Here is a 21341-nt window from a genome sequence, read left to right as displayed (position 1 = left end):
CCCGGCCGGTCGACTCGCGGCGGTATAGCAGGGTCATGACAGCAGCGGCATGTGTCGGTCGGATCGGAAGTCTCGCGGTCGCGCTGGGCGTCGGAGCCGCCGTCGTCACCGGGTACGGATGCGCAGTCGCGTTGGCCGAGACGCCGTCGTCGAATTCGGAATCGTCAGACTCGGCACCCTCGGAATCGGCCCGCCCGGCGGGTGACGACACCACCGGGACGGCGGACGCCAAGACCGGGACCGACACGGACGTGGACGCCGAAGCGGGACCCGAGGTCGACGAGCAGGACGGCGCCGATGCCGACGCCGATGCCGAAATCGACGCCGAAACCCAGGACGAAGACGAAGACTCGTCGGACGACGAAACCTCCAACGACACAGAGAGCGGCGTGGACGACGAGGCGGACGACTCCGTCGAGCCCGATGACGATACGGTCGCCGAGACGTCGGGCAACGAAGTCGAACCCGTCGCCACGATCCACGTCGTTGACACCGACGCGACGCTGACCAACGACGCACCGCGGCCGACGAATCCGCCTGCGGCACGGTCGATGTCGTCGGCGGCCGTGGACAGCGAAACGCCACTCACCGAGGCCACCGTGGCGGTGACGACCGCGCTGACTCCGCCTGCCGTGCCGTCCCTGAGGCCATGGCCCACCGCGTTCGATCCCACGACCGCGGTGACCTATGTCACGGGACTGGTGTCCAGCCTCGTCAACGCGGTGCTCAGCCCCTTTGCCGCGGGGCTGCCGTCTCCGCCGGCCGAACCGCCGACGCTCTGGGCGCTGCTGGCCTGGGTGCGTCGCGAGTTCTTCAACTCCTCGCCGCGACTCACCGACGGCCCCGTCCAGTACACACAAAGCCTCGTCGACGGCGATGTGCTCATCAAGGGCAATGTCGGCATCGTCGATCCAGACGAGGATCCGCTGACCTACACGGTGATCGGCAGACCGCTGCGCGGCGGTGTCGTCGAGGTCGACGCAGACGGCAACTTCACCTATCGGCCGATGAACGCGATGGCCGCGGTCGGCGGCTGGGACTCGTTTGTGGTGGTCGCCGGCGACGAAGCGGCGGGCCTGCACATCAACGGGCCGTTGGGTCTGCTGCAGTTCGTACCGATCGTCGGCAATCTGCTGTACCCCGGCGGTGGTCACCGGGTCGCGCGGACCGTCACCGTCAATGTGACGGCCACCGAAGGCGTTGACCTCTCGTTCCCCACCGACTTTGCGTGGGGCGTCGCGCATTCCGGCTTCCAAGCCGAAGGTGGGCCCGGCTCTCCGGTCGACCCGAACTCCGACTGGTACAAGTGGGTGCACGACCCGATCAACCAGCTGCTGGGTCTGACCAAGGGAGTGCCCGAGAACGGTCCGGGCGCTTACGTCAACTACGACGAAGACGCGCGGTTGGCTCGTGACGAGCTCGAGATGAACTCGTTCCGGATGGGCATCGAGTGGAGTCGGATCTTTCCGAAGTCGACTGCGAGCGTGGATATCTCCGATGACGGGGGCGCCATCACCGAGGCTGATCTCGAAGCCCTCGACGCTCTGGCCGATCAGGAGGAGGTCGAGCACTACCGCGATGTCCTTGCCTCGCTGCGGGCCCACGGCCTGGAGCCGATGGTCACGGTAACGCACTTCTCGCTGCCGGCGTGGGTGCACGATCCGATCTCCACACGCGCCCTCGCGCAGCTGGGACTGCCCGCGCCGGCCGCGGGATGGCTGTCGCCCACCACGCCCGTCGAGTTCGAGAAGTACGCCGCCTATCTCGCGTGGAAGTACGGCGACCAGGTCGACAACTGGGCGACGATCAACGAGCCGTTCCCGCCGGTTCTGACGCAGTTCTTCGCCCTGCCCGGCCTCGTTCCCGCATGGCCTCCCGGCCTCATCCGGCCCGACCTCGCCTCGACGTTCCTGGTCAATCAGGCCAAGGCGCACGCGGCCGCATACGATGCGATCCACGCCTGGGACGACATCTCGGCCACCGAGGGGCAGCCCGAAGCGTTCGTCGGCTTCACCAACAACATGGTTCCCGCCCGGCCGGCCAACCCAGTCAACCCGCTCGACGTGCAGGCGGCCGACGCCTGGAACCAGACCTTCAACCGCTGGTTCCCGAATGCCGTCATCGACGGCTGGGTGGACGCCAACCTCGACGGGATCAGGACAGCCGACGAGGTTCACGAGGACTTCAAGAACAAGGTCGACTTTCTCGGTGTGCAGTACTACGGCTCCCAGCCCATGCAGGGCTTCGGACTGGCGCCCGTCCCCGGACTGCCGTTCCTGCGGGGCCTACCCGTGCGGTGCGCGGCGAGTTCGCCGACGTGCAGCGATTTCAACCAGCCCATCGACCCCGGTGGGTTCCGCGAGGTTCTCGAAGTGGCTGCGTCGTACGGAAAGCCGTTGTGGATCACCGAGAACGGCATCGCCGACGACGACGACACGAAGCGGCCGTCCTACATCGCCAACCACATCGCCGTCGTTCAGGATCTGGTCGCACACGGCACCGATATCCGCGGTTACACCTACTGGTCGTTCGTCGACAACCTCGAATGGTCCGAGGGCTACCACCTGCAGTTCGGCCTGTACGGGTCCGACCCCGCGACACCTGAACTCGAACGCACGCCGAAACACGACAGCATCGCAACCCTAAGTGCCATAACGGGTTCGAACCTCCTGCCGATGTCGGTACTGCTGGACTACGTCGCCGGCTCGACCGTCTGAGCGCAGACGGCGGCGATCGCTGCGGTGTCCCAGTAGAAGGGCCGCACCTCGGCGATGCGGCCGTCGACGACACGCAGAGTCTGAAGGATCGGGAAGTCAACGGACCGACGGGTCGCGCGCGACCGGGCGTGCACCTGAGTCAGGACCACCGCGGTGGCAGAGGTCGACAGGAATTCCTGTTCGACCATCTCGAACGTTTCCCACGTCCGGCTCATCACGACGAAGAAGCGCTGCAAGCCGTCGTGCCCGCGCCAGACCCCGCCGTAAGGCAGTGCGACGGCCTGGTGCAGCGCGACGTCGGCGGCGAAAAAGGGTGCGAGCGTGCCGAAGTCGGCGACGGCCGGGCCACCGGCCGCGAGGTATCGGACCTCGGCGGCGTACATGGCGCGCAGGACGTCAGCGTTGTCAGATGTGGTCGTCACATCCTGTAGACGCCGGGCGGGCGCCGTTCGTGAGATCAGCCGTGCAGCGACTCGCTACTGACTCTGCTGCATCGCCTCTTCGATTTCTTCCATGCTGACTTCCCGGATGGGCTGACCCATCGACCAGTGATGTCCGAACGGATCGCGCACCACGCCGTAGCGATCGCCCCAGAACGCGTCCTCGAGCGGGTGAACCACCGTTGCGCCCGCATCGACGGCCCGCTGAAATTTGGCGTCGACGTCGGTGACCGTCAGGTGGATGGTCACCGGCGTTCCACCCAATGCCGTCGGCGTCATCGACTTGCCCTCCGACATCTCGGGGAAGTCGTCGTTGAGCATCACCATGAACCCGTTGATGTTCAGCGCCGCGTGGACCAGCTTTCCGTCGGGTCCCCCGACTCTGCCGTACTCCTGCGCGCCGAACGCCTTGACGTAGAAGTCGATGGCGGCCGCAGCGTCGTCAACGATGAGGTGGGGCGAAACCGCGGGTTGGACGTCGATTGCCATGAGCTGTCTCCTTGAAGAGTTGGTCTACCTTCGTGGGCTACAAGTACGACTCACCGAACGGGCCGAACTCATCGCGCCGACCGTCATGCAACCACCGGGCACCGACAAACGAAGTCGCCCGCCTCCGACTGCGCCTGACACGGACTGGCGTCTGGCAACATAGCGGCGTGTCCGGGCGGGGAGTGCTGGTGAGACCGAGGCCCGCTGTGCTGGACCCCCTGGCCGTCGGAGTCGTGGCCGCGGCAGTCAGTCTGATCGGTGCGGGCCGGCCGTCGTTCTGGTACGACGAGGCCGCGACGATCTCGGCGTCATACAGTCGCTCTCTTGGGCAGCTGTGGCAGATGCTGAACAACGTCGACGCCGTTCACGGCCTGTACTACCTGCTCATGCACGGCTGGTTCACGATCTTCCCGCCGACGGAATTCTGGTCGCGGGTGCCGAGCGGTCTTGCTGTCGGAGTCGCGGCGGCCGGCGTCGTGGTTCTGGGCAAGCAGTTCTCGTCTCGCACTGTCGCGGTGAGCTCCGGAGTCATCTGCGCGATCGTGCCGCGGGCGACGTGGGCAGGCATCGAGGCGCGGCCCTATGCCCTTTCGATGACGGCCGCGGTGTGGCTGACCCTCGTGCTCGTCTGTGCCGCCCACCGCAACAAGGGTCGGCTCTGGCTGTTATACGGATTCGTCCTCGCGACGTCGGTTCTGCTCGAGGTGTATCTCGCACTGATGGTGCTGGCGCACGTCGCGTTTCTCTGCTTTTTCCGCAGCGATCGAACTGTCCTTGTGCGGTTCGCCGTCACGTCGGTTCTCGCGGGGTGCGTGGTGGCGCCGTTCGTGAGGGAAACCGTCGGTCAGGTGCACCAGATCGTCTGGATCTCACCGATCGGGCGCCGGACCATCGAGGACGTCGCGATCCAGCAGGTCTTCGAGAGGAGCCCGCTGTTCACGCTCGTGTCGGCGCTGGTCGTCGCGACGGCTATTGTGCTGTGGCGCTTCACATCTACGCAATTGATGCATGCGGACCGACGGTTGTTGACCGTGGCGATCACCTGGTTGGTGATACCGACGGCCGTGATCGTCGGGTGGTCGGCATGGGTTCAGCCGATTTACACACCTCGCTACCTGTCCTTCACCGCACCGGCCGTCGCCCTGATTCTGGGCGTCTGCGTGGGCGCATTGACCGTCAAGCCCTGGGCCGCGGCGGCAGCAGTGAGCGTACTTGCCGTCGCCGCTGCTCCCAATTTCTTTCTGGTGCAACGAAGTTCGTACGCCAAGTACGGAATGGACTACAGCCAGGTAGCCGATCTGATTACGGCGAAAGCCGCACCGGGTGAGTGCTTGCTGGTGAACGACACGGTGGGCTTCATGCCCGCACCCATGCGCCCCCTCCTGGCGGCACGCCCTGATGCCTACCGGAACGTGGTCGACATCAGTCTGTGGCAACGGGCGACGGACCGAGATGACGTCTTCGGCACCAATCTCATACCGGAGGCCAGCGCTGGGCCGTTGAGCGTATGCCGCGTCGTGTGGTTCATCACCGAAGCCGACACATCAAGGCCCGCACACGAACAGGCCCCGGCGTTGCCGCCGGGGCCTCGGTTCGGGGGCACCCCCGCATTCGCGGTTCCGCGCGACCTTGGCTACCGGCTTGTCGAGCGCTGGCAGTTCAACCTGGTCCAGGTCATCAAGGCAGAGCGGTGAGCGCCGTAACGGCTACCAGACGCGGATGTAATCGACCAGCATCGCCGCCGGGAACTGGCCCAGGGCGGGATTGCCGCCGCCGGGCCCGCCGACGGCGAGGGTGAACATGGGCTGCATCCAGTAGCCGGGGTTGTTGAACGGCCAGCGCCAGTCGTCGGGCCTGCCCGACACCTGAATTTTGTTCGGCGGCACGCTGAAGTACGGTTCGGCACCGTCGACGTAGTCCCGCCAGAACTTGAAACCGTCCTCATCCCAGCGCATCCGCCACGTGTGCCAGGCACTGTCGACGAGACCGGGAATTGATTTCCCTTCCCAGGTCTTGCCGTTGGACGCCGCGTGCACCGTGGTCCCCGGCGCCCACTGGCCGTTGCCGTACCACTCGAAGATGTCGACCTCGCCGTCGGGCAGCGGATCCTCGTTCACCGCCCAGAACGCCGGCCAGCAGCCGGGGGTCAGGCAGTCGAGTTTGATTCGCGCTTCCCACGTGGTGTTGATCATGCCCCGCCAATTGCCCCGCAGCTTGCCGCTGTAGAGCCTGCCCATGTCGTTGGTGGCGAGTAGTACGAGGTTGGAGTTGCCGTCGAGGAACACATTTCGGCGATCGTCGCGGTAAATCCCCTCGACCGGCGGATACACCTCGTCCTGCCAGCTCTGCACCGTCCACTTGGCCCGATCGGGGGCCGCACCCATGGGGCCGTCGAACTCGTCCTGGAAAATGTAGGCCTGTGATTGGCCGCTCGGCGGCGGCTGCTGGGGCCGCGGCGCGCGGTCCGCCGGCGCTGCGTGAGCTTGGGAGACGGGGATAGTGGCGGCCAAAAAGCCGAGTCCCGTCATCATCATCATGTTGCGACGATCCATCTGAGGCATTTCGCTACCTTAAAGCCCGATGCGAGCTTTGCGTGCGAAAGGGGTGGTAAAGCGTCGCAACGAATTCCCCGCGGGATTCAGACCACCGAGAACGACGGCGGAAGGGGAGCGCGTCCGGTCAGCGCCAGGAGCACCGTCTCCCCGTGCCCTGTCTCGACAGCAGTCCGCATCCCTAGCAAGAGTGCCTCGTCCAGCACATCGGGAGGCAGAACGTGCCGGATGCCGACAGCTTCAGCAATGTCTAGGCTGTGGACCGCCAGTTCAAATGTCCGCGTCGGCAAATAATTGTGCAGGCGAATACCGAGCCCGCCGAGCACCTCGATCAGGGGGTTGCCCGCGTCGGCCACCTCGTCGAATACCCGTGAGGCCAACGCGTCGATCGTCGCCGCGGGATCCGCGCCGAGGTCCCTTCCGGCCTGCCGCCCGCGCTCAGCAACGTCGGCTGGGCTAATTCCAAGCGCCGTCGGGGTCACCCGAACGTAGTACTCCGCCGGCGTCGTGATGTCCTCCCGCTCGGCGGTGGTCTTCAGGTAGGTGCTCACCGTGATCAACGAGCGCGACGTGTGTCCCACCAGCGCGCGCAGATCCCACTCGCCCAGGCCCGGCCCGTCCCACGCCGCGGCGGGAATCTCACGCACCAGCTGGGCGAAACTCCTTGCCGCCGAAAAGAATGTGGCTGTCATGACCGGGCCAGTTGGTCCCAGCCTTCGACGGATTGCGGGTCGCGGGGTCCGGGGCCGACGTAGGCCGCCGCCGGGCGCACCAGCTTGCCCAACCGCTTCTGCTCGAGAATGTGCGCGCACCAGCCGGCGGTGCGGCCGCAGGTGAACATCGCGGGCATCATCTTGGTCGGCACCTGCGCGAAGTCGAGGATCACCGCGGCCCAGAACTCGACGTTGGTTTCGATCGCGCGGTCGGGGCGGCGTTCGCGCAGCTCGGCGAGCGCGGCCTGCTCTAGCGCGGCGGCCACGTCGTAGCGCGGTGCGTCCAGCCGTTTCGCGGTGGCGCGCAGCACGCGGGCCCGCGGGTCCTCGGCGCGGTAGACACGGTGACCGAATCCCATCAGCTTCTCTTTGCGGTCGAGGATGCCCTTCACGACGGCGCCTGCGTCGCCGGTTTTCTCCACGTCCTCGATCATCGGGATCACCCGAGCGGGCGCGCCGCCGTGTAACGGTCCGCTCATCGCGCCGATCGCCCCCGACAATGCCGCCGCCACGTCGGCGCCTGTGGACGCGATCACCCGCGCGGTGAACGTCGAGGCGTTCATCCCGTGCTCGGCTGCCGACACCCAGTACGCGTCGATCGCCTCGACGTGCTTGGGGTCGGGTTCACCCTGCCATCGGGTCATGAACCGCTCAGTGACCGTGGAACATTCGTCGATGGTCCGCTGCGGAACTGCGGGCCGGTAGATACCCCGGGCGGACTGCGCCACATATGACAACGCCATCACCGAAGCGCGGGCGAGTTGCGCGCGCGCAGTGTCGTCGTCGATGTCGAGGAGGGGACCCCAGCCCCAAATCGGGGCCAGCATGGCCAGGCCGGCCTGTACGTCCACGCGCACGTCACCGCTGTGGATCGGCAACGGAAACGGCTCCGCGGGCGCAAGGCCGTTGCCGAACTTGCCGTCGACCAACAAGCTCCACACGTCGCCGAAGGTCACCCGCTGCCCGACCAGATCCTCGATGTCCACACCGCGATACCGCAGTGCACCACCGTCTTTGTCCGGTTCGGCGATCTCGGTGGTGAAGGCGACGACGCCTTCCAGTCCGGAAACGAAGTCATCGGGCACCGTCATGGGCAGATTCTCGCACCCGGACCGCCCGCGGCATCTACCGGTCGGTAACCAGGTCGCGGACGAGGCGTAGCGTTATCGCGTGGCAGCGCGAGACGACGAGCACTTGGCGAGGATGCGGGTGGAATACGGCTCGGTGGAGAAGGACGGCAGCCCCGATCTGGATGCCGACTGGCTGGCCGAGGGCTGGGTTGCGCTGCTGCGCAAGTGGATAGCCGACGCCGAAAATTCGGGTGCCGCGGAACCGAATGCGATGGTGATCGGCACGGTTGATGCCAAGGGACGGCCCGTGACCCGTGCTGTGTTGTGCAAGAGCGTGGACTCCTCCGGCATCTCCTTCTACACGAACTACGACTCCGACAAGGGTGAGCATCTGGCCGCCACCCCGTACGCGTCGGCGACGTTTCCCTGGTTTTCACTCGGCCGCCAGGTCCACGTCCGCGGTCCGGTGACGAAGGTGGCAGCCGAGCAGACCGCCGACTACTGGTCGAAACGGCCGCGCGGCTCGCAGTTGGGAGCGTGGGCCTCGCATCAGTCGCGGCCCATCGAGTCGCGCGCCGCCCTCTTGGCCCAGTTGGACGACGTGACCTCTCGCTTCGCCGACCATGACGCCGTCCCGGTACCGCCGAACTGGGGCGGCTACCTGATCGCACCGGAGGTCGTCGAGTTCTGGCAGGGCCGAGAGAACCGCGTGCACAACCGAATCCGGCTGCATTTCCCCGCCGGTGAGCCGGCCGTAGAACCGAGCCGCATCGAGCGGCTTCAGCCGTAGTGGGGCTGTTCGCCGACACCACCCCGCTTCGCACCCCGGACTTCCGACGGTTGTGGTTCGCAGGGGTCGTCACCACCGTCGGCGCGAACCTGACCATTTTCGCGGTGCCGGTGCAGTTGTACGCGCTGACCCAGAACTCGGCGTACGTCGGCCTTTCCGGCATCTTCGCGCTGGTTCCGCTCGTGGTTTTCGGGCTGCTCGGCGGTGCGTGGGCCGACGCGATGGACAGGCGGCTGCTGTTGATCATTGCGTCGTGCGGTCTGGCGGTGGCCTCTGTGCTGCTGTGGCTGCAGGCCGCGCTGGAATTGAACAACGTCTGGGTGGTGCTGTGCCTGCTGTCGGTGCAGCAGGCGTTCTTCGCGATCAATCAGCCGACCCGCTCGGCGGCGATCCCGCGCATGCTGCCCAGCGACCAGTTGCCCGCCGCCAACTCGTTGAACATCACCGTCATGCAGCTCGGCGCGATCGTCGGACCACTGATGGCCGGCGTGATGCTCCACTGGGTCGACCTGTCCACGCTGTATCTCATCGACGCGATCACCTGTGTGGTGCCGATCTGGGCGACGTTTCGGCTGTCGCCGATACCGCCCGCGAACGGCGGCACGGGCGGATCGGGGTGGGGTTTGGCGGCGGTGCTCGAGGGCTTCCGCTACCTGGCAGGCAACAACGTGGTGTTGATGTCGTTCGTCGTCGACCTCATCGCGATGATCCTCGGCATGCCGCGGGCGCTGTTCCCGCAGATGGCGCACGAGAGCTTCGGCGGCCCCATCGAGGGCGGCACCGCGATGGCGCTGCTGTCGGCCGCGATTGCGCTCGGTGCGGTTGCGGGCGGGGTCTTCTCGGGGTGGCTGCCCCGGATCCGTCGCCAAGGTCTTGCGGTCGTCGTCGCCATCGTGGTGTGGGGCGTGGCGATGATCGGCTTCGGCGTTGCGTGCGGGTTCGCAGGCGGCACGGCGGGCACGTTGTTGTGGATCGCGGTGGCGTTCCTGGCCATCGGCGGCGCCGCCGACATGGTGTCCTCGGTGTTCCGCAACACCATCCTCCAGCAGGCGGCCTCCGACGAGGTGCGCGGCAGGCTTCAGGGCGTGTTCACCGTCGTGGTCGCCGGTGGTCCGCGCCTGGCCGACGCGACGCATGGGGCGGCCGCCGCCGTCGTCGGCACCACGGTCGCCGCCACCGGCGGTGGCGTGCTGGTGGTTGTCGGGGTGCTCCTCGCGGTGGCCGTCGTCCCCGCGTTCGTCCGCTACCGCGTGGCGGGCGACGACAAAGTATGAGCAACGACAGGTGGCGGTCGTTGCCAAATTCTTTAGGCTTGTCTGCCCCGCGCGGGTTAGCATGCCCTTTGTGGCTGATGTTCGGGGGAACGGCGCTGTCGGCCTGCGCGAACGCAAGAAACAACGCACGCGGACGATGCTGATCGACGCAGCGGTGCGCTTGTGTGAGCGACAGGGATTCGAGCGCACGACAGTGGATCAGATTGCGGCGATCGCCGACGTGTCGCCGCGCACCTTCAGCAGGTACTTTCCGACCAAGGACGCCATCGGTCTGGCGCTGATCGACGAGGCGCTCGACAAAGCCGCCGTCGAGTTGGCGCGTCAGCCTCTCGACCTCAACCCCTTCGAGGCGCTTCGACGTGCGTATGTGGCGATGTACCACACCACCAAGTCGGCTCCGCCGGGTGAGCTGTCGGCCGAGCGGATGCTGTGCATCGTGCGCATCGTCATGACTTCGCCGTCGTTGCGCGAGGCCGCCATGGAGTACCGGGCTCATCCGGTGAGCGTCGTGCTGGCCGAACGGATGGGCGTCGCATCGGACGACCGCAGGGTCAAGCTGGTTTCGTCGGTGTGGGCATCGCTCATCATGACCGCGGTCGGTGATCTGGCCGACGAGAACGTGGATTGGGCTCGGCTTTCCGTAGACGACATCGTGTTCCGTGTCGAAACGACGTTCGCCGAGTTCACCGACTTGATGACAGAGGTCGTCCAGCCCGTCTGACGCCCTGTCCGCCCCCGCCAGAGCGCGGCCGCGCCGATGGGACTACCTTTTGTAGGACAAAGTCAATTCCCAGCAGCGTAGAAGGGATACCCGTGGCCGATAACGCAAGTAGTGGGGGAGAGAAGGCCACTCTTTCCTACCCCGGCGGCGAGATTGACCTGGACATCGTTTCCGCCACCGAGGGCGCTGACGGTATCGCGCTGGGCTCGCTGCTGTCGAAGACTGGCTACACGACCTTTGACGAAGGCTTCGTCAACACCGCCTCGACCAAGAGCGCCATCACCTACATCGACGGTGATGCGGGAATCCTGCGGTATCGCGGGTATCCGATCGAGCAGCTGGCCGAGAAGTCGAACTTCATCGAAGTCAGCTATCTGCTGATCTACGGAGAGCTGCCGACCAAGGACGAGCTCGAGAGATTCACCACTCAGATTCAGCGGCACACACTGCTGCACGAGGACCTCAAGCGGTTCTTCGACGGTTTCCCGCGCAACGCTCACCCGATGCCGGTGGTGTCCAGTGCTGTCAACGCCCTTTCGGCGTACTACCAGGACTCGCTGGACCCGTTCGACGACGAGCAGGTGGAGCTGTCGACCATCCGGCTGCTGGCCAAGCTGCCGACCATCGCGGCCTACGCCTACAAGAAGTCGGTCGGCCAGCCGTTCCTGTACCCGGACAACTCGCTGTCGCTGGTCGAGAACTTCCTGCGGATGACGTTCGGCTTCCCCGCCGAGCCCTATGAGGTCGACCCCGAGGTTGTGCGGGCGCTCGACCTGCTGCTGATCCTGCACGCCGACCACGAGCAGAACTGCTCGACGTCGACGGTGCGTCTGGTCGGCTCGTCGCAGGCCAACCTCTTCACGTCGATCTCCGGCGGTATCAACGCGCTGTGGGGCCCGCTGCACGGTGGCGCGAACCAGGCGGTGCTGGAGATGCTGGAGAAGATCCGCGTCGGCGATGACGACGTTCAGACCTTCGTCAAGAAGGTCAAGAACAAGGAAGACAACGTCAAGCTGATGGGCTTCGGCCACCGCGTCTACAAGAACTACGACCCGCGGGCGCGCATCGTGAAGGAGCAGGCCGACAAGATCCTCGGCAAGCTCGGCGGCGACGACGAACTGCTGGACATCGCCAAGGAGCTCGAGGAGATCGCCTTGACCGACGACTTCTTCATCGAGCGCAAGCTGTACCCCAACGTCGACTACTACACCGGGGTCATCTACCGCGCCATGGGCTTCCCCACCCGGATGTTCACCGTGCTGTTCTCGGTGGGCCGACTCCCGGGTTGGATCGCGCACTGGCGTGAGATGCACGAGGACGGCAGCGGCAAGATCGGTCGCCCGCGGCAGATCTACACCGGCTACACCGAGCGCGACTACGTAGACCCGGGCTCCCGCTAACCATCCCTTCGCGAGCAGACGCAAAACTGCCCGTTTAGCCCCAAACTTGGGCAGTTTTGTGTCTGTTCGCCCACAGTGGGTTGCCGCCCGGACAGTTGTAGTTTCACAATTGTCCGGTGAATGAAACCGTCGTGCGGTCATTGAGCGCCCGGCGCAAGGCCATCATCCTGGTGTCCTGCTGCCTGAGCCTGCTGATCGTGTCGATGGACGCCACGATCGTCAACGTCGCCATCCCGAACATCCGCGGGGATCTGCACGCATCACCCTCGCAGATGCAGTGGGTCATCGACATCTACACGCTGGTGCTGGCCTCGCTGCTGCTGCTCGCCGGTGCGACCGCCGACCGGTTCGGCCGCAGGCGCGTCTTCCAGCTCGGCCTGACGGTATTCGCGCTCGGATCCCTTCTGTGCAGTCTGGCGCCGAACATCGAGACGCTGATCGCGGCACGCTTCCTGCAGGCCGTCGGGGGGTCGATGATGAACCCGGTCGCGATGTCGATCATCACCCAGGTCTTCACCGGACGGGTGGAACGCGCCCGCGCCATCGGCGTGTGGGGCGGTGTGGTCGGCCTCTCGATGGCGCTCGGACCGATCGTCGGCGGGGCGCTCATCGAGTTCGTCGACTGGCGCGCCGTGTTCTGGATCAACCTGCCGATCTGCGCGCTGGCCATCGCGCTCACCGCGATCTTCGTGCCGGAATCGAAGTCGGCGACGATGCGCGACGTCGACCCGGTCGGCCAGGGCCTCGGCATGGCGTTCCTGTTCGGAATCGTCTTCGTGCTCATCGAAGGGCCGGGTATCGGATGGGGCGACGTTCGAACGATCGGAGTCCTAGCTGCGGCGGTGGCGGCATTCATCGCGTTCGTGTTCTACGAGTCGCGGCGCCACGACCCGTTCATCGATCTGCGCTTCTTCCGCAGCATTCCCTTTGCTTCGGCGACGATGATCGCGGTGTGCGCGTTCGCCGCATGGGGAGCGTTCCTGTTCATGATGTCGTTGTACCTGCAAGACGAACGGGGTTTCTCCGCCCTGCACACCGGCCTGATATATCTGCCGGTAGCCCTTGGTGCACTGATCTTTTCGCCGCTGTCGGGTCGGATGGTGGGCCGCTTCGGCAGCCGTCCGTCGCTGTTGACCGCCGGAGTCTTGATCACCGCGGCGTCGCTGATGCTGACCCGCCTGACTGCGACCACTCCGGTGTGGCAGCTGCTGGTGGTGTTCGCCGTGTTCGGCGTCGGCTTCTCGGTCGTCAACGCGCCGGTCACCACCGCGGCGGTCAGCGGTATGCCGACTGATCGAGCCGGGGCCGCTTCCGCGATCGCGTCGACCAGCAGGCAGGTCGGCGTGAGTCTCGGTGTGGCGCTGTGCGGTTCGATCGCGGGCTCGGCGCTGCTGGCTACCGGCGTTGACTTCGCCGAGGCGGCGCGACCGCTGTGGTTCGTCTTCATCGGCCTCGGCGTGACGATCTTCGTACTGGGCTTCTACGCGACGTCCGGGCGCGCTTTGCGCTCGGCTGACCGGCTCGCACCGCTGGTGGCTGCCGATGTCGCGTAACCGACTGGCCGACGAGGTCTGGCGGGCGATGACCGCGCTGGTGTTCGACAACCGCGACAGCTGGAAGCGCGCGGTAATCGAGGAAGCGGGTCTGCCGTTCAGTCGGATTCGGGTGTTGAAGCGGTTGAGCCGACGGCCCATGACGGTCAAGGACCTGGCGCACGCCGCGACCATCGACGCGCCTGCGGCGACGGTGGCCGTCAACGATCTGGAGGAGCGCGGCCTCGTGGTGCGCGCGGTCGACCCGTCGAACCGGCGATGCAAGGTGGTCTCGCTGACCGAGGCCGGCCGCGAGATGGTCGACAGGATCGACGCGGTCGAGGACCCGGCGCCCGATGTCCTGGCCACGCTTGAGCGCGCTGAGCTCGACGCTCTGAAAGCGATCCTCGCCCGACTTTCGGCGAAGTAGCGGCTAGCCTTCCAGCACCGCCATCGCCGCGTTGTGTCCGCCGATCCCCGACACCGCGCCGCCACGACGAGACCCGGAGCCGCACAGCATGATCCGTGCGTGGGCCGTCGCCACGCCCCACCGGCGTGCAGGTGTGTCGAGCGGTTCGTCGTCCTCGGCGAACGGCCACGACAGCCCGCCGTGGAAGATGTTGCCGCCCGTCATGCCCAGCGTGCGCTCCAAGTCCACGGTTGTCTTCGTCTCGATGCACAGCCGACCTGACGCGTCCTCCATCAGGACTTCTTGGATAGGTTCGGCGAGAACGGAATTCAACGAATTGAGCACCGCCGACGTCAGCGCGTTCCGGACCCGGTCGGGGTCGCTTGCAGCCGTCAACCGGTGGGGGGTGTGCAACCCGAACACCGTCAATGTCTGAGCGCCCGACTCGCGCAACGACTCCGACAGGATCGACGGGTCGGTCAACGAGTGGCAGTAGATCTCGCACGGCAGCGGATCCGGAATCAGTCCGTGGTCGGCGCGCGTGTAGGCCGAATCGAGTTGCCGCAGCGTCTCGTTGATGTGGAACGTGCCGCCGAACGCCTGCTCCGGTGTGACGGTGTCGTCGCGCAGGCGCGGCAGCCGTCGCAGCATCAGGTTCACCTTGACTTGAGAGCCGGGTGCGGACGGTGGTTCGGGGTCGCCCACCAACCGCGCCAGCACCGCAGGCGTCACGTTCGCCAGCACGATCCGGGCGTGCGCCCGATGCTCCTTGCCGTCGCGGCGATAGTGCACCTCACCCTTCGGGTCTATCGCGTAAACCTCGGCGCCGGTGACGATCTCGGCGCCGTTACCCGTTGCGGCCGCGGCCAGTGCACCGCTGACCGCGCCCATCCCACCGACCGGCACGTCCCAGTCGCCGGTCCCGTTGCCGAGCAGGTGATACATCAGACAGATGTTCTGGATCAGCGACGAGTCGTCGGTGCGGGCGAACGTTCCGATCAGCGCATCGGTGGCCATCACCCCGCGCACCAGGTCGTTGTCGACAGCGTCGCAGATCGCCCGGCCGATCGGCTCGTCGATCATCAACCGCCACGCGGCGTCGTCGCCGACGAGCCCGCGGGCTTTCGCGCGGGACTGCAGCGGTTGCAACAACGTCGGCCACAGCCGCGCAGTGACGCTGCGACAGCGTCGGTAGAAGTCGTCGAAGCCGGCCTCGTCGGCGGCGGCGCCGATCGCGCCGAACGTCGACGTCGGTCCGACCAGCAGCCCGGTGCGGCCCCCGGTCGTCGGGTCAGGCGTGTAGGACGAGTAGCGCCGCCGGACCAGTCGCACCCGCGCGCCGAGGTCCTCGACGATGCGCCGCGGCAGCAGGCTGACCAGATACGAGTAGCGCGACAGCCGAGCGTCGATCCCGTCGAATGCGAGCGCCGACACCGCCGCGCCGCCGACGTGGTCGAGCCGCTCGAGGATCTGGACGCGTCGTCCCGCCCGCGCCAGGTACGCGGCGGCCACCAGACCGTTGTGCCCGCCGCCGACGATGACGACGTCGTATGTCGCCGACCCGGCGCCTCCGGTGTCAGAACTCAGTTCAGGTAGCCCTCGACCTCGCCGGGCGGACGCACCTGCGCCTCCCGCGGATCGCCGCCGGTCTCGCGCAGTGCCCGGCGCTGCCGCAGCAGGTCCCAGCACTGGTCGAGGGCGATCTCAACGGCTTTGAGCCGCTGGTGCTCCTCCGACTCGTCGATCTCACGGTGCTGCAGCTTGGACCGCAGCTCCTTCTCCTCGGCGACCAGCTTGTTGACGTTATCGAGTATGTCTTGGTCTTTCGCCACGCCCCCAGTCTGCCCGACTACGGTGGGTGCGGTGACTTCAGGACAAAAGCCCGAGATCGAGTTTCCCGACGGCCCGCCGCCGACCGAGTTGGTGATCACCGACGTCGTCGTCGGCGACGGCGCGGAGGCGGTGCCCGGCGGCAACGTCGAGGTGCACTACGTCGGAGTCGAGTACGACACCGGTGAGGAATTCGACAGCTCGTGGAACCGCGGCGAGTCGATCGAGTTCCCGCTGCGCGGATTGATCCAGGGCTGGCAGGACGGGATCCCGGGTATGAAGGTCGGCGGCCGCCGCCAACTGGTCATCCCACCGGAGCAGGCCTACGGTCCCGCGGGCGGTGGGCACCGGCTGTCGGGAAAGACGCTGATTTTCGTCATCGACCTACTGGCGACGAAGTAGCCGCCCGCTAGCGGACGCCAGGCAGCTTCAGCAGCAGGCGGGCACCGCCGAGCGGACTCTGTTCCAACGACGCTGTGCCGCCGTGCAATTCGGCCTGCTGGGCGACCAGCGCGAGGCCGAGGCCGGAGCCGGAATGCGACGCCGTCGAGCCGCGGGAGAACCGGTCGAACACCACTTTGCGCTCCTCCTCGGGAACGCCAACGCCGTCGTCGTCGATCGCGATCTCGACCCCCGCGCGTGACGGCACCGCCGACAACTGAACCCGCGACGCCCCGCCGTGCTTGACCGCGTTGGCGATCGCGTTGTCCACCGCCAACCGCAGGCCAGTGGGCAGGCCCAGGATGATCACCGTCGGGGCGGGCACCAGCGAGACGTCCAGATCCGGGTAGACCCGCATCGCGTCGTGCGCCGCGCGGTCCAAGAGGTCGGTGATGTCGACCGGGACGTGGTCGTCGGAGGTCGACAGCTCGCCTTGGGCCAACCGTTCCAGTGCGGCGAGGGTCGCCTCGATGCGCGACTGCGTCCGGATGACGTCGCCGACCACTTCTTTGCGCTGTTCCTCGGGCATGTCGAGAGTGGCCAGCACCTCGAGGTTGGTGCGCATCGCGGTCAGCGGCGTGCGCAGTTCATGCGCGGAAACCGAGGCGAAGTCGCGCGCCGACGTAAGCGCGGCCTTGGTGCGGTCCTGCTCCTCCCACACCCGCTCGAGCAGGCCCTTCACCGCTTCGGCGATCTCGACGGCCTCCGTGGCGCCGCGCACCTCCACGTCCGGGTCCTCGTCGCCGGCGTCGATCTGTCGGGTCTGCTGGGCCAGGCGTTTGAGCGGACGCACCGCCAGCGCGGCCAGCACCCAGCCGAACACCGAGGCGGCCCCGACGGCGAACACGCAGATGATGATCACCCTGCGGTGCAGGTTGTTGGTGTCATTGATGGTGTCGTCGTAGGTCGCGCCGACGGCCACCGACATCGGCCCCGGGTAGTAGGGGATGTCGACGGTGCGCACCCGGTAGCGCACCCCGTCGACGTAGGTGTCGGCGTAGCCGGGATTCATCTGCGGCAGCACGACGTTCGAGTTGGACGTCACCTCCTCGCCCCGGCGCACCGTGATCACGGCGTCCTGGTTGTTCGGCGACTTCGGGATCTCGTCGAGTCCGCGGGGCAAGAACGGGATCGCGAACCCGGCGGCCTCGTCGAGGCGGCGATCCAGGCGTTCCTTGCGGTCGTTGGTGATGCCGACCCAGACGACGGTTCCGACGATCACCACGACGATCGCCGCCCCGATCGCCGTGGCCAGCGCGACGCGGGTGCGTAGCGAGGGGGTGCGTCGGAAGAAGCGTGACAGCAGGCTCATCGGCTACTGCTGTCGGTTCTTTGCGCAAGCGTCCCCCGCAAGCGGGCGGTACCCCCACATCATTGCTGCCTCAGGACGAATCCCACTCCGCGCACGGTGTGCAGAAGTCGAGGCGCGCCGCCCGCCTCGAGCTTGCGGCGCAGATAACCGATGAAGACGTCGACGACGTTGGTGTCGGCGGCGAAGTCGTAACCCCACACCAGCTCCAGCAGCTGCGCGCGGGACAGCACGGCGGTCTTGTGTTCGGCCAGCACGGCGAGCAGGTCGAATTCGCGCTTGGTGAGGTCGACGTCGACGCCGTTGACCCGGGCGCGGCGGCCCGGGATGTCGACCTCCAGCGGACCCACCTGAATGGTCTCCGAGGAGAACGTCGCCGTCGATCCGCGCCGGCGCAACAGGGCCTTCACCCGCGCGACGAGTTCGGCCAGCACGAAGGGCTTGACGAGGTAATCGTCGGCACCGGCTTCCAGGCCGGCCACACGGTCGTCGACCGAACTGCGAGCGGACAGCACGCACACCGGCACGTCGTTGTCCATTGCCCGCAGCGCGGTCACCACGCTGACGCCGTCGAGCACCGGCATGTTGATGTCCAGCACGATCGCATCCGGTCGGGTCTCGGTCGCGCTGCGCAGCGCCTCGGCGCCGTCGACGGCGGTCGACACGTCGAACCCGGACAGCCGCAGCCCTCTTTCGAGCGAGGCCAACACGTCCGGGTCGTCGTCGACTACCAGAACCCGGGGCGAGGCTGCTCCACTGTCCATGCGTGCAATCTTGCCTGATGCAGGGCGGCGGCTGGGGGAAGCTGCCCTTTACCCGTCCGGCCGGTCGGGGTCTGTTTCTCCGCCGAGGCGACGCACCTCGCTGCGCAGCTCGCCGATCTCACTGACCAATCGATTGATGTGCGCCGTCGTCACCGCTTCTTCGGCCGCCTGCTCGTCGGCAACGCGTTGCACGATCCAGGACGCCAACGTCGCGGTGATCGATCCGACGAGGCTGATTCCGCCGATCATCAGGAGCGCAGCGATCACGCGGCCCTCGGTGGTGATCGGAGTCAGGTCGCCGTAACCGACGGTGGTGATCGTGGTGACCGACCACCACAGGGCCTCGCCGAAGTCGGTGATGTGGGCGTCGGGGACGTGGCGCTCGCTGTCCAGCACCGCCAGCGAGGCGACAAACACCAACAGCACTGCAGCGGCGACCGTGTAGACGACCACGCGGCCCCGGATCGCGTTGCCGACCGCGCGGTGCAGGGCGGTGATGAGAATGACGAGTCGCACCAGTCGCAACGGACGCAGCAGGGGCAAGAGAACGATCGCAAGATCGAACAGGTGGCGGTAGAACCAGCGCCACCGGTCCGTGGCCAGCCCCAGCCGGATCAGGTAATCGATCGCGAAAACCGCCCAGGAACCCCACGTGACCAGGTCGACCGCGCGGTCGGCCGCGCCGCTGGGTTGTGCCAGCACATCGACCGCGTATGCGACGAGGAACATGATGGCCACTGCCGCCAGGGGCCAGTCCGTACGTCTTTCCCACCAGTCGAGCCTGGGCGATCCGCTCGGGATTTCGGTCACGGAATCCCAAGCTAAACCAGCTCCCTGTGGTGGGTCGACTGCTCGGTCGCAGCGCCGTCAGCCTCTCTGCCGCTACGAGCCCGCCATTCCGGGTACTCCCATGACCGCTGGTCGGCGGCGCGGGAAGCCGTTGACCTCATCCATTGTTGAGGTTCTACGGTGATTCCATGAGTATTGAGACGGCCGCCCGGCAAAGCCTGTACCGGCAGACCCACGCCCGCGGCGGCGATCTGCGCTCGCTGGCCAACCGGGCCCTGCTCGGTCGCATCTGGCGCTTCGCTAGCCGTCATCACCGGCGGTTGCGGCTCTTCGTTGCAGTCAGCGTGGTCAGCGCGCTACTGGCCGTCGCCACGCCGGTGCTGGCGGGCAAAGTGGTCGACCAGATCGTCAAGGGTGGCGCGGCAGGAGTCGTGGTGCTGCTCGCCGCAATCATCGCGCTGGTGGCCCTCGCCGAGGCCGCGGTCTCGCTGGGCACCCGGTGGTTGTCGTCGTCCATCGGCGAAGGGCTGATCCTCGACCTGCGCACCGCGGTGTTCGACCACGTGCAACGCATGCCGGTCGCCTTCTTCATGCGCACCCGCACGGGCGCGCTCGTCAGCCGCCTCGGCAACGACGTCATGGGCGCGCAGCGCGCATTCTCCGACACGCTGTCCGGCGTCGTGTCCAACCTCGTCACGCTGACGTTGACGCTCGCGGTGATGCTGTCGATCTCGTGGCAGATCACGCTGCTGTCGCTGGTGCTGACGCCGCTGTTCATCCTGCCGGCCCGGCGCATCGGCGCGAGCATGGCGCGGTTGTCCCGCGAGGCCGCCATCCACAACGCGACGATGAACACCCAGATGACCGAACGGTTCTCGGCGCCCGGCGCGACGCTGGTGAAACTGTTCGGCAGTCCGGCAACGGAGTCGCGGGAATTCGAGATCCGCGCCGGGCGAGTGCGCGACATCGGCGTCAAGACCGCGATGCTGCAGTCGGTCTTCATGAACTCGCTGACGCTGATGTCGGCGCTGGCGCTGGCACTCGTCTACGGCCTGGGCGGCGTGCTGGCCATCGGCGGCCATCTGCAGGCCGGGGCCATCGTGTCGCTCGCCCTGCTGCTGACCCGGCTCTACGCGCCGCTGACGGCACTGGCCAACGCCCGCGTCGAGATCGCGAGCGCTCTGGTGAGTTTCGAGCGGGTCTTCGAGGTCCTCGACCTTGAGCCGCTCATCCAGGAGAAGCCCGACGCGGTCGACATCGCCGACGGGCCCGTCGAGGTCCAGTTCGACGACGTGCGGTTCTCCTACCCCTCGGCGGACAAGGTCTCCCTGGCGTCACTCGAGGAAGTGGCCGCTCTCGACGAGAGAGGCGGAGACGAAGTGCTGCACGGCATCTCGTTCACCGCGCGGCCGGGCCAAATGGTGGCGCTGGTCGGATCGTCAGGAGCGGGCAAGTCGACGATCGCGGCGCTGTTGGCGCGGCTCTACGACGTCGACTCGGGCTCGGTGAAACTGAGCGACGTCGATGTCGGTGACCTGACCTTCGCGTCGCTCAAGGAAACCGTCGGCATGGTGACCCAGGACGGGCACCTCTTCCACGAGTCGATCGCCTCCAACCTGCGGCTGGCCGCACCGCACGCGACCGACGAGCAATTGTGGGAGGCACTGGACCGTGCTCGGCTGGCCGACGTCATCGCGGACATGCCCGACAAACTCGACACCGTGGTCGGTGAGCGGGGCTATCGGCTCTCCGGAGGGCAGCGGCAGCGGCTCACCATCGCCCGGCTGTTGCTCGGCCGGTCGCGGGTAGTGGTGCTCGACGAGGCCACCGCGTCGTTGGATTCCGCGTCGGAAGCCGCCGTCCAGCAGGCGCTGGCCGAGGCGCTGAGCGGCCGGACGTCGATCGTCATCGCCCACCGGCTGTCCACCGTCCGCGCCGCCGACCAGATCCTGGTGGTCGAGGGTGGCCGCATCGTCGAGCGCGGTACGCACTCAGAACTGCTCGCGCGCGGCGAACGGTACGCCGAGCTCTACGAGACGCAATTCGGTGAGCAGGAGAACAGCCAAAACGACGAAGTCGCTGCATGACGTTAACCGGTTGC

The 21341-nt window shown here is 66.8% G+C and carries 20 protein-coding genes; 10 read left to right on the top strand and 10 right to left on the bottom strand.

The window, feature by feature from the left end; genetic code table 11:
• Positions 1-35 precede the first annotated feature (35 nt).
• Positions 36-2717, top strand: coding sequence for a family 1 glycosylhydrolase (locus N4S67_RS03905; protein ID WP_260991601.1), 2682 nt, complete (start codon positions 36-38; stop codon positions 2715-2717).
• On the opposite strand, the gene N4S67_RS03900 is transcribed toward N4S67_RS03905, so the two are convergent.
• Entirely contained in the window at positions 2693-3139 is a 447-nt protein-coding gene (locus N4S67_RS03900; protein ID WP_260991600.1) for a nuclear transport factor 2 family protein, read from the bottom strand. The genes N4S67_RS03905 and N4S67_RS03900 overlap by 25 nt on opposite strands.
• A gap of 54 nt (positions 3140-3193) precedes the next feature.
• The gene (locus N4S67_RS03895) at positions 3194-3646 is read right to left on the bottom strand and encodes a VOC family protein (RefSeq protein ID WP_260991599.1); all 453 of its coding nucleotides are present in this window, start codon (positions 3644-3646) and stop codon (positions 3194-3196) included.
• 188 nt (positions 3647-3834) lie between these two features.
• Here N4S67_RS03895 and N4S67_RS03890 point away from each other — a divergent pair, with 188 nt between their 5' ends.
• Positions 3835-5340, top strand: a complete 1506-nt coding sequence (locus tag N4S67_RS03890; RefSeq protein ID WP_260991598.1) for a glycosyltransferase family 39 protein — start codon at positions 3835-3837, stop codon at positions 5338-5340.
• 12 nt (positions 5341-5352) lie between these two features.
• Here N4S67_RS03890 and N4S67_RS03885 read toward each other — a convergent pair whose 3' ends face one another.
• The 3 genes from N4S67_RS03885 to N4S67_RS03875 all read right to left on the bottom strand — a co-directional run bounded on the left by N4S67_RS03885 (position 5353) and on the right by N4S67_RS03875 (position 8002).
• Positions 5353-6198 carry a glycoside hydrolase family 16 protein gene (locus tag N4S67_RS03885; RefSeq protein WP_260992044.1) on the bottom strand — a complete coding sequence of 282 codons (846 nt, stop codon included), beginning with the start codon at positions 6196-6198 and terminating at the stop codon, positions 5353-5355.
• 86 nt (positions 6199-6284) lie between these two features.
• Positions 6285-6890, bottom strand: a complete 606-nt coding sequence (locus tag N4S67_RS03880; RefSeq protein WP_260991597.1) for a maleylpyruvate isomerase N-terminal domain-containing protein — start codon at positions 6888-6890, stop codon at positions 6285-6287.
• A complete protein-coding gene (locus N4S67_RS03875) occupies positions 6887-8002 on the bottom strand; it encodes a citrate synthase 2 (protein ID WP_260991596.1) in 1116 nt (371 codons plus the stop codon). The genes N4S67_RS03880 and N4S67_RS03875 overlap by 4 nt, the downstream gene beginning before the upstream one ends.
• Positions 8003-8114: 112 nt before the next feature.
• On the opposite strand from N4S67_RS03875, the gene pdxH reads away from it, so the two are divergent.
• The 6 genes from pdxH (at position 8115) to N4S67_RS03845 (ending at position 14128) form a co-directional block, all read left to right on the top strand.
• On the top strand, positions 8115-8771 hold the full coding sequence (gene pdxH / locus N4S67_RS03870) for a pyridoxamine 5'-phosphate oxidase (protein ID WP_390893245.1): 657 nt from the start codon (positions 8115-8117) through the stop codon (positions 8769-8771).
• Positions 8771-10045, top strand: a complete 1275-nt coding sequence (locus tag N4S67_RS03865; protein WP_260991594.1) for an MFS transporter — start codon at positions 8771-8773, stop codon at positions 10043-10045. Before pdxH ends, N4S67_RS03865 begins: the two co-directional genes overlap by 1 nt.
• A gap of 70 nt (positions 10046-10115) precedes the next feature.
• Positions 10116-10766: a TetR/AcrR family transcriptional regulator gene (locus N4S67_RS03860; RefSeq protein ID WP_260991593.1), complete on the top strand. Its 651-nt coding sequence runs from the start codon at positions 10116-10118 to the stop codon at positions 10764-10766.
• Positions 10767-10858: 92 nt separating this feature from the next.
• Positions 10859-12166 carry a citrate synthase gene (locus tag N4S67_RS03855; protein ID WP_260991592.1) on the top strand — a complete coding sequence of 436 codons (1308 nt, stop codon included), beginning with the start codon at positions 10859-10861 and terminating at the stop codon, positions 12164-12166.
• 116 nt (positions 12167-12282) lie between these two features.
• Positions 12283-13719, top strand: coding sequence for a DHA2 family efflux MFS transporter permease subunit (locus tag N4S67_RS03850; RefSeq protein ID WP_260991591.1), 1437 nt, complete (start codon positions 12283-12285; stop codon positions 13717-13719).
• A complete protein-coding gene (locus N4S67_RS03845) occupies positions 13709-14128 on the top strand; it encodes a MarR family winged helix-turn-helix transcriptional regulator (protein ID WP_260991590.1) in 420 nt (139 codons plus the stop codon). Before N4S67_RS03850 ends, N4S67_RS03845 begins: the two co-directional genes overlap by 11 nt.
• Before the next feature lie 3 nt (positions 14129-14131).
• Here N4S67_RS03845 and N4S67_RS03840 read toward each other — a convergent pair whose 3' ends face one another.
• Together N4S67_RS03840 and N4S67_RS03835 are read right to left on the bottom strand one after the other, a co-directional pair.
• Positions 14132-15694, bottom strand: coding sequence for a phytoene desaturase family protein (locus N4S67_RS03840; protein ID WP_260992043.1), 1563 nt, complete (start codon positions 15692-15694; stop codon positions 14132-14134).
• Positions 15691-15939 carry a DUF2630 family protein gene (locus N4S67_RS03835; protein ID WP_260991589.1) on the bottom strand — a complete coding sequence of 83 codons (249 nt, stop codon included), beginning with the start codon at positions 15937-15939 and terminating at the stop codon, positions 15691-15693. The genes N4S67_RS03840 and N4S67_RS03835 overlap by 4 nt, the downstream gene beginning before the upstream one ends.
• 31 nt (positions 15940-15970) lie before the next feature.
• Here N4S67_RS03835 and N4S67_RS03830 point away from each other — a divergent pair, with 31 nt between their 5' ends.
• Positions 15971-16339, top strand: a complete 369-nt coding sequence (locus N4S67_RS03830; RefSeq protein ID WP_260991588.1) for an FKBP-type peptidyl-prolyl cis-trans isomerase — start codon at positions 15971-15973, stop codon at positions 16337-16339.
• A 7-nt stretch (positions 16340-16346) separates the two neighbouring features.
• Here N4S67_RS03830 and N4S67_RS03825 read toward each other — a convergent pair whose 3' ends face one another.
• Genes N4S67_RS03825 through N4S67_RS03815 form a run of 3 tightly spaced genes read right to left on the bottom strand, consistent with a single transcriptional unit; the run spans position 16347 to position 19252 of the window.
• The gene (locus tag N4S67_RS03825; protein WP_260991587.1) at positions 16347-17690 is read right to left on the bottom strand and encodes a HAMP domain-containing sensor histidine kinase; all 1344 of its coding nucleotides are present in this window, start codon (positions 17688-17690) and stop codon (positions 16347-16349) included.
• A 59-nt stretch (positions 17691-17749) separates the two neighbouring features.
• Positions 17750-18460, bottom strand: coding sequence for a two-component system response regulator PrrA (prrA, locus tag N4S67_RS03820; protein WP_260992042.1), 711 nt, complete (start codon positions 18458-18460; stop codon positions 17750-17752).
• 39 nt (positions 18461-18499) lie between these two features.
• Complete coding sequence (locus N4S67_RS03815) at positions 18500-19252, bottom strand: potassium channel family protein (protein ID WP_260992041.1); 753 nt, start codon at positions 19250-19252, stop codon at positions 18500-18502.
• Positions 19253-19428: 176 nt separating this feature from the next.
• Between N4S67_RS03815 and N4S67_RS03810 the strand changes: the two genes are divergently transcribed.
• Positions 19429-21327, top strand: coding sequence for an ABC transporter ATP-binding protein (locus N4S67_RS03810; RefSeq protein WP_260991586.1), 1899 nt, complete (start codon positions 19429-19431; stop codon positions 21325-21327).
• Positions 21328-21341 lie beyond the last annotated feature (14 nt).

Origin of the sequence: Mycobacterium deserti (genome assembly GCF_025345615.1) — a bacterium.
Classification (GTDB): Bacteria; Actinomycetota; Actinomycetes; order Mycobacteriales; family Mycobacteriaceae; genus Mycobacterium; species Mycobacterium deserti.
This window is presented reverse-complemented; position numbering and strand designations above follow the sequence as displayed.